Source organism: Paenibacillus sp. ALJ109b (assembly GCF_010747435.1).
Taxonomy (GTDB): domain Bacteria; phylum Bacillota; class Bacilli; order Paenibacillales; family Paenibacillaceae; genus Paenibacillus; species Paenibacillus taichungensis.
The window spans coordinates 541,679-553,649 of the sequence record NZ_JAAIFP010000004.1; the positions used below are offsets into that span (position 1 = coordinate 541,679).

Below are 11,971 nucleotides of genomic sequence, written 5' to 3' on the forward strand. Positions count from 1 at the left end.
TTATACACAATTCTTTTTGATTGGCAACCCTTTTTCGCTACTAGGCTAGAGGGAACTTACATGCCGTATATTTTGTGTGGTACGTAGTATTCCTCCAAGTTTGCAATCTCCTGTGCATCTAGCTTCACGGACAAGGCTGCTACGGCATCCTCCAGATGATGTTCTTTCGTTGCCCCCACAATTGGTGCGGTGACACCTTCTTTTTGCAATACCCATGCCAGTGCAACGGTCGCTCTGGAAACACCACGTTTGTTCGCAATATCAGCGACAGTCTCCACTATTTTACGATCGGCATCAACCATTCCCGCAGCAAGTCGGTCTCCAGCTTCGTCGTTCGATGAACGGGCTGTCTTTTCATCCCAATCCCGAGTAAGACGCCCTTTGGCAAGAGGACTCCATGGAATTACACCCACTCCCTCTTCACGACAGAGAGGCAGCATTTCCCGCTCTTCTTCTCGATACATCAGATTCAACAGATTCTGCATGGAGACAAATGGGGTCCAGCCGTTGCGTTCCGCCGTATGCTGAGCCTTCATAAACTGCCAGGCGTACATGGAAGAAGCTCCTATATATCGGACTTTCCCCGCCTTAACGACGTCAGGAAGGGCCTCCATCGTTTCTTCTATTGGAGTACTGCTGTCCCATCGATGAATCTGATACAGATCCACATAGTCGGTGCCTAGGCGTTTTAAGCTGTTATCAATCTCATTCATAATGGCTTTTCTCGACAAACCTGCACCGTTTGGTCCCGGCTTCATGCGGAAGTAAACCTTTGTTGCAATAACAACCTCATCACGACGAGCAAAATCCTTCAACGCACGACCCACGATTTCTTCGCTTGTACCATCCGAATAGACGTTGGCTGTATCAAAGAAGTTAATACCCAAGTCCAGCGCTTTTTGGATAAAAGGACGACTCTCTTCCTCTTTCAACGACCATGGAGCGATTCCGCGTTCAGGGACTCCATAGCTCATGCAACCAAGACATAATCTCGAAACGTCCAGTCCAGTACGACCCAGTTTTACATACTCCATAATCAAACACTCCTTTAATTAGATTGGGAAAAAATAAAATGGATCAAAGACCCGTTCTTCTCTCCAATTCTTCCGTATATCTAGAACCCATCAGGGTGATTTTTGCAGCTGCATCATTAATGCTCTGTACATCTTCGTTTGTAAGTTCAACGTCCGCCGCTCCCATATTTTCTTTGAGACGACTTGACTTGCGTGTTCCCGGGATCGGTACAATCCACGGTTTCTGGGCCAGCAGCCAAGCAAGTGCGATTTGCGCAGGGGTGGCTTGGATCTTCTCCGCCTTCTCTTTCAACAGATCAACCAACACTTGATTGGCCTCGAGGGCCTGTGGCGTAAAGCGTGGCAGAATATTACGCAAATCCCCCTGATCAAACGTTGTTTTTTCATTAAAACTTCCCGTGAGATATCCTTTACCCAAAGGACTAAAAGGGACAAAACCAATACCGAGCTCCTCAAGCGCTGGAATCAGTTCTTCTTCCGGACGTCTCCACCATAAGGAATATTCGCTCTGAACAGCAGCGACCGGCTGAACGGCATGCGCACGTCGAATCGTGTTCACGCCGGCTTCCGACAGCCCCCAATGCTTCACTTTACCTTCTCGAATCAGATCCTGCACGGCTCCGGCAACCTCTTCAATCGGTACATCCGGATCAACACGGTGCTGGTAAAACAAATCAATTGCCTCGATCTTAAGTCGTTTAAGAGACTCTTCGGCAACTTTCCTGATCTGCTCAGGACGGCTATTCATCCCGCTCTGTTTGCCACCTTGAATGTCAAATCCGAACTTTGTCGCTATGACAACCTGATCGCGTACAGGGGAAAGTGCTTCGCCGACGAGTTCTTCATTGATATATGGACCATAGACTTCAGCGGTATCAAAGAAAGTTACACCGCGCTCAACAGCTTCCCGTATGACCGCGATCATCTCCGTTTTGTCCGAAGCTGGACCATACCCGTAACTCATTCCCATACAGCCAAGCCCAATTGCCGAAACTTCCAAGCCGCTATTTCCCAGTGTCCGTTTTTGCATCATATAACTTCCTTTCTTCATTCAAATGATGTGAATGTGAACTAACGTACATGAATTTATTATCTCCATTTAGGAGTACACTGTTGATTCTGCAAGCCTAATATTATTATGCCGAACTGAAGGAGCGAAGCGGTATATCATTTGTCTTAATTGATTGCCTGATTCCCTCAGGCGCACTTTTGTCTAAGGTCGTTAAGTCTTATAATGAAGCAAGAACAACTCGCAAGGAGGATATGTATGTCCGATAACGCAGTGCAGCAGAAACAGGAACTCACCGAACTAATCAAACGTCACTCCATTCATAACAGCTCTAAGGAAACGGCAATCCCTTCCTTTTATGTCTATCAGCATTCCAGCATAAGTGAGCCTGCTTACCGGGTTTACAAGCCTTCCTTTTGTGTTATCGTTCAAGGCTTGAAAGAAATCTTGCTGGCACAGGATAGATTCGAATACGGACCATCCAATTATCTGATTGCTTCCATGAACCTTCCAGTAATTGGTCAGATTATAAAAGCATCCACTGATACGCCATACTTAAGTCTGAAACTTGAGTTTACACAGAACCAGATTCTTGAAGTACTGAATGATTGTAATATTAAGGTTACCTCTAAAGAAAACGCCAGACGCGCCCTATTTGTTGGACAGATGGAGCCCTCCATTCAAGATGCTGTACTTCGATTGGTTCGGCTGCTGGATACGCCTGGAGAAATCCCGTTCCTTGCCCCACTCTATACGCGGGAGATTCTGTACCGGCTTTTGCAGGGACCTTATGGAGCTGAACTGGCCCAGATTGCAGTGGAAGGCAGCAGCAGCTACCGGATTAGGGAAGCCATTGAGCATATTGTTCGACATTGGGAGCAGCCTTTTCGAATCGAAAATCTTGCTGAGACAGCCAACATGAGTGTGTCCTCGTTCCATCGACATTTCAAAGAAATTACCGCTATGAGCCCACTTCAGTTTCAGAAGCAGCTAAGGCTTCAGGAAGCACGTCGACTCCTCATGGCTGAGTCAGCTGACGCTGCGGATGTAGCCTTCCGGGTTGGTTACGAGAGTGCGTCCCAATTCAGCCGAGAGTACTCCCGCATGTTCGGTGCACCGCCGAGAGCAGATATCAAACGTTTGAAGGAAAAATACGATCATGTTATAAGTGAATAAGTACACTGGCTAAGAAGTTGAAATGTTAGAGAAATGGATAGCCATTAGGCTATCCGTTTCTTAATTTAAAGAGTGAATATCTAAATCTATTCCCATCCTTATATTGACAGCTTGTGATTCATGGAACTATAATCCATACTAAACCAAGTTACATACAATGTTTTATAAAGGAGAGGTATCGGATGGCTAATGTTCAGACTTTCAAAGCTACTGCCCATCTACAAGATGGGGTTAAAGTGATCACCAAAGCAAGACAATTCGAACTGATCATCGATGAGCCAACAAACCTCGGTGGTACGGACACGGGAATGAATCCTGTAGAAGCTTTACTTGCCTCCCTTGGCGCATGTCAATCCATTGTGGCCCGGGTCTATGCCTCCAAATTCGATGTTGTCCTTGATGATTTCAGAGTTGAAGTTGAAGGTGATCTGGATCTTGACGGATTTTTTAACCGATCTGATGTACGTCCCGGTTATTCCGATATTCGATACACTTTCTATATTAAAACCAGTTCATCTGAAGAAAAAGTTGAATCATTTGTACAATTTCTAGAAAGTAAATGTCCTGTGGGTGATACGATTTCCAACCCGGTGAATACCAAGCTCAATCGTGTCATTATCGAAAATGGGATATCGTTGTAACAAAACGAATGAATCAGATACAAAAAGATACAAAGAATACAAAAAGGCTGCTTCCCAACAAGTTAAACTTGCTGGAGAGCAGCCTTTCTGAAATCTTAGATTTATTTTGTGAATTGTTTTGTGAATTGAATAGTTCTTTCGATGATGTAGCAGCTTCTGCGCGAGTTGTATTCCCTTTTGGTTTCAATGTTCCGTCTGGATAGCCGTTAACGAGCCCATTAGTAATGGCCGCAGCAAGTGCTGAACGTGCCCAAGCTCGCGGCCCTTAGATTGCTGGATGCGGGAATCTGAATTCCTGCTACCCCTTAAGAAACATTTCCATTCCATTTATACGTCATGGCGGACTTGCCTGGAATGGTGACAACGAAGCTTTGGCTGCCCCATTGGATCTTCACATTTTTCGACGAACTGGAAGAGTTGTAGGCAACTACCACTTTGGAACCGTCCGGATTGCGGAAAGCCACATTTTTGACTTCAGATCCGGTGTTGGTGTCAATGCGGTATGCATTGGGTACTACAAATTTACTAAAGTGACCCAGCAAATAATATTGTTTGTGATATGTGACATTATTCTCAGGAGCATCATTACGGTTGTCCGAGTTGCGGATTGTAATCATGCCTTTGTTCGTGTTGTTCGGTGAAAGCAATGCTGGACCGTCTTTTTGATCCAGGGCAGCATTCCAGAGAATGATTGATTTGGACCAGTTTCTCGTAATATTAATGAACTCGTTCATCATATTATCGAAACCTGAAGAGGTACCATTCTGCGGATCATTCCAGTTGCCGAAACCACCCTCTGTGAACCAAACTTCCTTGTCCGGGTGACTGTTATTCATGGAGGTCATGGTCGATCCGTCCCCACTGTCATAATGGTGGAATGCGCTGCCGGAAACGTAGCTGCCCTTACCTGCGTTCTTCAGATTCGTAATGACTTGGTTCGGGAAGTTCCAGTCCAGAAAGTTGTGGTCGAATGCAATAATTTTGGTGTTAATTCCGGCATTGCGGAGTGTTGGTCCAAGATAATCGCCGATAAAGCCTGTCTGGTCCTGTACATTCATACCCATAGAAGGATAATGGGATGGCTCGTACATTGGCTCGTTTTGCAACGTAACAGCATAGATGGGTACACCTTCAGCCTGGTAGGCTTCAATGTATTTTTTGAAATAGTTCGCATATGTTCCATAGTGTTCTGCTTTCAGTTTGCCGCCGTTCAGATTGTTGGAATATTTCATCCAGGCAGGCGCACTCCATGGGGAACCCATTACTTTGATATTGGGATTCTTAGCGATTGCCGCTTTGACCATGGGCAGTATGTAAGCCTTGTCCCGGTCGATCGTAAACTGGCTGAGTGAAGTATCATTTGCCGTATCGGCATAAGTGTAGGCGGCCCAGGCAAAATCAGAACTTCCGATCGGCTGTCTCAATAAGCTAAGTCCAATGCCTGTGGTGCCAAACAGCCTCTCCATCACTTCCGCACGCTTATTGTTATCCAGTTTGTAGTTCATGAGCCATGCGGAAGCATCCGTTAACGACACTCCAAAACCATCCATTTGCTGATACGTTTTGTTCTCATTTACCGTAATGGTAACATCGGCATTGCCTGAGTTGCTGCTGAAGTTTTTGGATGCAATCTTGGTGAGTCTCGCATCTGTTCTAAGTCCCACTGCGGGTTCGGAATTGGGGTCTGAAGTTGAAATCCATACCTCCACCTGTTCACCCGCTGCATGCGCAGTCTTGGGCATATATGAACCATATGACCCCACCGTTACCAGAAAAGTGGACAGCAACACTAACGCACTCTTTTTCCATATCTTCATCAACATATCTCCTTTAATTTGTTATAATTTGAAAAGCCAAATATCAATTACAAAATGAAATCGATTTCATTTTCAAAATCATAAAGTCCTTTTTTCATTTATTGCATGTTTTATTACTTACACCTCCTTTTTGAAGGGTATCGGAGAAAGATATAGATCAAAATCTTGTAAGCGTTAACAAAGATATTTATACACTTTATTGGAAAAAATTTCAACAGGAAATTTTATTTTTTTATTTAAATTTGTGGAAAATCCTAAATTGGACTGGATTCTACGCTCATTCTGCTCCTCATTTCCCCCTGATTGCCATCATATAATACATAAATGACGTACTCTGGAGGTATCCGCGGAATGAGCCATGTACTGGGCACAATTGATGAGGAAATAAGTCGGATGACGACTTCCTTGCTGCAACAGCAGCGACAAGACGGTTCCTGGCATTTCTGTTTTGAGAACGGTACAGTAATTGATGCTTATGTCATCATTCTCTTTCGGATATTGGAAGTCCCGAATGAAGTGCTGATCCGGGAGTTGCATGATCGTATCCTTAACGAACAGCAACAGGATGGATGCTGGAGATTGTACGCCGATGAAGAGGGTGGAAATTTATCCGCATCAGTTGAAGCCTACTACGCCCTGCTATACTCCGGGTACAGCCAGAGTACGGACGAGCCAATCCAGCGGGCCAAACAGTATATTCAGTCCAAAGGAGGTATCGGAAAAGTTAGCAGCATTTTGACCAAAGCCATACTTGCGGCTACCGGACAAATGAAATGGCCTTTATCCATATCTATGATCCCGTTGGAGATACTGATGTTCCCTACCTATTTTCCCATCAACTATTTTGAATTTTCCGGTTATTCCAGAGTTCACCTCACTCCCATGCTCATTATGGCAGACTTAAGCTTTTCCCTCACAGTACCCCATGCTCCCGACCTGTCTGATCTGACCGACTTACGAAATGTTGCAGATGAGTCAACTGCTCGGGGATATCAGGAAATGCAGGACGACATTCTAAGCGGGAGAAGCCGACTGCTTGGGAACCCTCGCCACATCTACAACACTGCAAGAACGAAGGCGGAACAGTTCATGATAAAGCGGATTGAATCTGATGGCACATTATACAGCTACGCCAGTAGTACAATTCTCATGATCTTTGCCCTATTGGCCCTAAAATACGATAAGCAGCATCCCCTGATTACAAAAGCCATAACCGGACTCACGGCAATGCAGTGCCGTTCTTCTGGAGGTAAAACAACGATTCAAAACTCCCCATCTACCGTGTGGGATACGGCCTTAATCACCTACGTATTGCAGGAGGCTTCTATCACCGATGACCATAAGTCTATTCAACTCGCGGCCTCCTATTTGAGCTCTCATCAGCAAGATAAAACAGCCGACTGGAGCGTCCATAATCCGAATACAGTCCCTGGAGGATGGGGATTTTCGGAGTCGAATACAATCAATCCAGACGTGGATGATACAACAGCAGCTTTACGGGCTATCCGAAGCCTGTCCACTACTCTTCCAACGTTTCAGAAATCCTGGAATCGCGGACTGAATTGGGTTCTGTCCATGCAAAATAAAGATGGCGGCTGGCCAGCATTCGAAAAAAATACGAACAAGGAGATGCTCACATGGCTCGCCATCGACGGTGCCAAATCTGCGGCAACAGACCCTTCAGAAGCTGACCTGACAGGACGTACCCTCGAGTATCTCGGAAACTTTGCCGGGCTTGATACCAAGCATGAATGGATCAAACGTGGAACGAAATGGCTCATTCGAAACCAGGAGAAAGATGGCTCATGGTACGGAAGATGGGGCGTGTGTTATATCTACGGTACCTGGGCAGCATTAACCGGTCTTACGGCAGTTGGGCTACCTGCAAGCCATGATACAGTGCAAAAAGGAGCCAAATGGCTCTTAAGCATCCAGAACTCTGACGGTGGCTGGGGAGAATCCTGCCAGAGTGACCGACTCCTGTACTATGTGCCATTAGGGGAAAGTACCCCTTCTCAGACCGCTTGGGCACTTGACGCACTAATTGCAGTCCAACCCAAGCCTACACCAGAGATGAATCAAGGTATTCTAAGGCTTATTGCATCAATGCACGAGAACGATTGGAGAACCACATATCCAACAGGCGCAGGTCTGCCCGGGAACTTCTATTCCCATTATCACAGCTATACATATATTTGGCCTCTTCTCACATTAAGTCACTACAGAAGCAAATATGGGGCATCTTAAAAACTTACTTTGCGCGGCTATTTTTCATTATTTCAGATCCCGATCAATGTTCACCCATACTTCATCAAATTAACCTAAAAAACAGGGAACTCATAGAGCTCCCTGTTTTTGTTTGAAATAATTTATTGAATGATCAAATTAAAGCCATTTTGAATCTGATTCACATTAGGGTTGGCAATGTTGCTTGTTGTCAGATTATTGAATGTGGCAGAACCATTACCGGTATAAGTGTATATTGCTGCACCTTTATGCGGGGTTGTGAACCTAGATGTCTCAATGCCGTCCAGACCAGTACCATTAATGTTGATGTTGTTAAACACAATGTTCTGGAAACCGCCGCCGTATCCGAATTGAATAGCACTGCGCTGCGTATTGAGGATGTCAATATTGGTAAACGTAACGTTCTTGATGGAATCATTGGAAGCTTCCAGATCAATAGCTCCGCGTTCACCATTGTACAGATCTTTACTTGTGCCGCTGTTAATGATCGTTGTATCGGAGAACAGAATACCTGTGTTGTTTTGGAAATGGTATCCAGGGAATACAGTGTTCATCCGGATCGCCGAACCGCCAACCGTGTCAACAATCAGGTTGTTGGTTGCCTTATGTCCGCTGCCACCAAAAAATGCAATGCCTGCAGCGCGCCAGTTATTCTCAATCGTGTTGAACGAGAATGTATTGTTCACACCAGCAGGCGCACCATTCACGTTGCTGGTCCATACGGCGAGACCATCATCACCATTGTTGCGGACACTGCTGTTGCGTACAGTCGAATTGCTCGTGCCTTGGGCAAAGTTGACACCATCAGCAAGGTTATTCCGAATACGACTGTTCTCGATCACTAGGCCATCGGCAATGATTGCAGGTGTGTGGGCGTAATCCCCTACCCAGAAACCACATTCAAAGTGCTCGACCCATACGTTGCTAACCTTTGAATTTTTACCGAAATTGTCCATAAAACCTTTGTAAACTGCATTCTCGTTATAGCGCGAACGCAGCATGGAATTCATATAAATATTGCTGAAATCCAGCTTGCCCTGCACACGGAAAGAAATCCCGCCTGAGGCTGCATTAGGGTTGGTAAACTGAATGTTCGTATGCCAGATGCCTGCACCTACAATGGTGAGGTTGTTAATCATATTCGTCGGCGTACCAATTTTCCACATATTGCCCAGATGGAACGTGCCCTCAGGGATATATAGAGTCTTGCCTGTGGATACCGCAGATTGAACTGCCGCTTCGAATGCGGCAAGGTCGTCTTTTCCATCATTAGCAATCGCACCGAAATCGGTTACAGAGACGGAGTTAGCTGGACGCGGGATCACCGCCTGAACGGGTTCGATTTCGAGGAAATCCACACCGTATTCCAGGTTATCTCCATTGTTTTTCTGAATACGAATGGTGTCTCCAGCTTTTAGAGGTGTATCCAGTTTCCAGTGCACTTCATCAAAACGGAACAACGGACGTCCTGCACTTGGTGTATCCCCCGGATGATCACTGGAGAAGTACTGCCAATTGTAGTAGGAGGTCAAAGGAACCGTTTTGGCCTTGGTCCCGTTAACATAGACGTCAAGTGCGCCGTTAAGACCCATGCCATCTGTGGAATCCGGCATCGTGAATCGCATGGTTACACCTGCGCCTCCTTCCCCTTGTCTAACCGTCCATTGTGCATAGGAACCGTTGGAAGGAAGAGCGATATAGCGCTGGCCAGAGGCTTCCGAAGCCGTCAGAGCCTGATCAAAGGTCGGTGCGGATTTCAGTGTGGCACTGCCACCCCGCGTAGCATCATCCGTATCATACCGGGTATAAGGCATGCTTGCACCACGGGCTGAATATACGTTCAAACCTGTTGTAACGACGTTATTCGTTTGTTTGACCGGAGCTTCATTGTTGTCCACTGCTACGGTAGTTGTCACATTGTAGTTACCGGTTGCAGCAGTCCAGGTACCTACATTGACATTGACCGAAGCTCCAGGTGCTAATGTACTGGTATAGGAACCACTATACGTCTGAAGTGTTGCTCCGGCAGCGTTCTTGAGAACCACTGTAACTCCGTGTGCACCACCTGCGGAGGCCATATTTCCTTGATTTTTCAGATTAACTGTAAATGTTACTGTACTGTTTGCTGTAGGGGTTCCAGGACTCCAAGAGACCGTGCCTACCAGATCAGAACTTGTAATCGGTGCAACCACCAAAGAAGAGGTGTGTGTGTAACTGTTGTTTCCTTCATTCTCTTCGATGATCTGGTTATTCTCATCTACCTTGGCACTGAGCGTATATGATGCAGCTGCTTTATTGCCAGCATTAAGCGAGACCGTAGTCGAAGCCCCTGCTTGCAAAGCAGCTACTGGGGAGGAACCCGCCAGTTCATTGTTTAGATAGAAGTTGACGCTAGAAGCTGGAGAAGCGGCAGAACCAATGTTTTTGACGATTGCATTAAGGGTGATGGCATTGTTCTCCACTGGAGACGATGGAGACCAGGACATACCTGTAATCGTCAGATCAGGATTGGGTGCAGGTGTGCCGAATACCTGAAATTCAGCAATTTGCCCGGCAGGAGCGCCCGAGTTCGTGGTAATGTTCAGTTGCAGACGTTTAACCGTTGCTGTAACGGGAATGGTCACCGTGTTACCGGAAGCCGGGTTGAATGTATATGATTGGGCGGAAACCAGATTGCTGAAGGTGGTTGTATCCTGGTTATGTCCAAGCACTTGAATGGTCTGTGTTCGGGTGCTCCAGACCGGATCCGGGTTCAGTTTAAGTACAATGGATGTAATCTTATGATTGGAGCCGAGATCCAACGTCAATGAGCTTGGATTGCTGCCCCCTTCCCAGTACGAATTGATATTGTTATCGTTTGCATTCGCAGCTACGAAGGATAAAGTGCTGGACGATGCAGTAATCGACTTGCCAATGGCGATATTGCTTCCCTCTGTAGGGATGATTGGGGGATCCACAGGATCGGGGTCAGGTAGCGTTGGTCCCTCACTGCCTGGGCCGTAAATTTCAAATGTCGACAGTTGAGCTGCCGGCCACTCGGAATTGCCCGTTACGCTTAAGCGAACGTACCTTGTCTCCACAGCAGGAACATCGATGTTAACCGAATTCTCCCCAACCGATGGATTAAATACATAATCCGCAGAACCTACGATATCTGTGAACGATGAACCGTTCGTACTGCCTTGCACGGTTATCGTTTGGGTTCTCTTTTCCCACACTGTCGGAATCTTCAATACAATTTGGTCAATGTTGGTGTTGGTGCCAAGATCCACTTGAATCCATTGGGGGAACTCACTATTGGTACTTTCCCAATAGGTTGCTTGGTTATTGTCAATCACATTGGTCGGACTGTATGTTTGGTTGTACCCGCTCGCGGTAACCTGTTTGCCCTGTGCCAGGTCCGGTCTTTCGGCTGCTGATGCAGGAGATGGAAATCCGACAGTCAGGAATACGTTCGAGATCAGCATCGTTAATACGAGTGACCATACAATGTACTTGTTGCGCAAATTCAATTCCTCCTCAGGTTATTAGCAAAATGGTTTTTCAAAGAAAATGGACGGTTGATCTGCCTAATTCTTTCGCTGCGCCGATCATCACCCCCTTATCAAAGTACAAGACAAAAAAATAGCATACGCATACAACAACATGGATTACACGACAGTAATGCGTGGTCGCTACTTACCTTGAGGAGTTTCTTGGATAAACTGATTTGCTTTTCTGCTTGGATTTGTCATCTCTGGAATAGATTAAGTATAAACCGCTTCCAATTCTCCTTATCGGACCCCTAGAGACGGTATTCGGACTTCTGATGTTCCTTTTTGGATGTTTACGAGCAGCCTTAAGGCTTGCGAGCAGAAAATACATCGTTATCCAGACTTTCCTGTGTGCATTTCGGACTTTTGAACCAAAACAGGAAAATATTTATATTTTTTCAAGCGATGGAATTATACTATTCCTTTCGTGTTCGTTCTGGATCTGATGACCAGCTTCTTTCAAACAATAAAAAGCACGCATTGATCGGGACTGAACCCCTTTTGTGAGACAGGG

At 45.9% G+C, this 11,971-nt stretch carries 7 protein-coding genes and 1 pseudogene; 3 read left to right on the forward strand and 5 right to left on the reverse strand.

Translation table 11 applies throughout. The features are described 5' to 3' along the window. Positions 1–56 precede the first annotated feature (56 nt). Together G3352_RS05500 and G3352_RS05505 are read right to left on the reverse strand one after the other, a co-directional pair. Positions 57–1,034 carry an aldo/keto reductase gene (locus tag G3352_RS05500; protein ID WP_163754715.1) on the reverse strand — a complete coding sequence of 326 codons (978 nt, stop codon included), beginning with the start codon at positions 1,032–1,034 and terminating at the stop codon, positions 57–59. A 43-nt stretch (positions 1,035–1,077) separates the two neighbouring features. After that, positions 1,078–2,064 carry an aldo/keto reductase gene (locus G3352_RS05505; protein WP_240342954.1) on the reverse strand — a complete coding sequence of 329 codons (987 nt, stop codon included), beginning with the start codon at positions 2,062–2,064 and terminating at the stop codon, positions 1,078–1,080. Between the two features lie 237 nt (positions 2,065–2,301). Between G3352_RS05505 and G3352_RS05510 the strand changes: the two genes are divergently transcribed. Then, the gene (locus G3352_RS05510; protein WP_163754717.1) at positions 2,302–3,219 is read left to right on the forward strand and encodes an AraC family transcriptional regulator; all 918 of its coding nucleotides are present in this window, start codon (positions 2,302–2,304) and stop codon (positions 3,217–3,219) included. A gap of 182 nt (positions 3,220–3,401) precedes the next feature. Next, the gene (locus tag G3352_RS05515) at positions 3,402–3,860 is read left to right on the forward strand and encodes an OsmC family protein (RefSeq protein ID WP_163754719.1); all 459 of its coding nucleotides are present in this window, start codon (positions 3,402–3,404) and stop codon (positions 3,858–3,860) included. A gap of 13 nt (positions 3,861–3,873) precedes the next feature. Here G3352_RS05515 and G3352_RS31670 read toward each other — a convergent pair. Together G3352_RS31670 and G3352_RS05525 are read right to left on the reverse strand one after the other, a co-directional pair. Further along, positions 3,874–4,101, reverse strand: a pseudogene (locus tag G3352_RS31670) (S-layer homology domain-containing protein); the annotation flags it as partial. Positions 4,102–4,165: 64 nt separating this feature from the next. Then, positions 4,166–5,677 (reverse strand): glycoside hydrolase family 30 protein, encoded by a 1,512-nt coding sequence (locus tag G3352_RS05525; protein WP_163754721.1) that lies wholly within the window; start codon positions 5,675–5,677, stop codon positions 4,166–4,168. A 351-nt stretch (positions 5,678–6,028) separates the two neighbouring features. Between G3352_RS05525 and G3352_RS05530 the strand changes: the two genes are divergently transcribed. Beyond that, on the forward strand, positions 6,029–7,924 hold the full coding sequence (locus G3352_RS05530; protein WP_163754722.1) for a terpene cyclase/mutase family protein: 1,896 nt from the start codon (positions 6,029–6,031) through the stop codon (positions 7,922–7,924). Between the two features lie 122 nt (positions 7,925–8,046). Here G3352_RS05530 and G3352_RS05535 read toward each other — a convergent pair whose 3' ends face one another. Beyond that, a complete protein-coding gene (locus G3352_RS05535; protein WP_163754724.1) occupies positions 8,047–11,430 on the reverse strand; it encodes a discoidin domain-containing protein in 3,384 nt (1,127 codons plus the stop codon). Positions 11,431–11,971: the final 541 nt, after the last annotated feature.

Excerpts from the sequence above, each read along its gene's own strand:
- G3352_RS05500 (WP_163754715.1), bottom strand. The coding sequence starts at position 1,034 with ATGGAGTATGTAAAACTGGGTCGTACTGGACTGGACGTTTCGAGATTA.
- G3352_RS05505 (WP_240342954.1), bottom strand. The coding sequence starts at position 2,064 with ATGCAAAAACGGACACTGGGAAATAGCGGCTTGGAAGTTTCGGCAATT.
- G3352_RS05510 (WP_163754717.1), top strand. The coding sequence starts at position 2,302 with ATGTCCGATAACGCAGTGCAGCAGAAACAGGAACTCACCGAACTAATC.
- G3352_RS05515 (WP_163754719.1), top strand. The coding sequence starts at position 3,402 with ATGGCTAATGTTCAGACTTTCAAAGCTACTGCCCATCTACAAGATGGG.
- G3352_RS05525 (WP_163754721.1), bottom strand. The coding sequence starts at position 5,677 with ATGAAGATATGGAAAAAGAGTGCGTTAGTGTTGCTGTCCACTTTTCTG.
- G3352_RS05530 (WP_163754722.1), top strand. The coding sequence starts at position 6,029 with ATGAGCCATGTACTGGGCACAATTGATGAGGAAATAAGTCGGATGACG.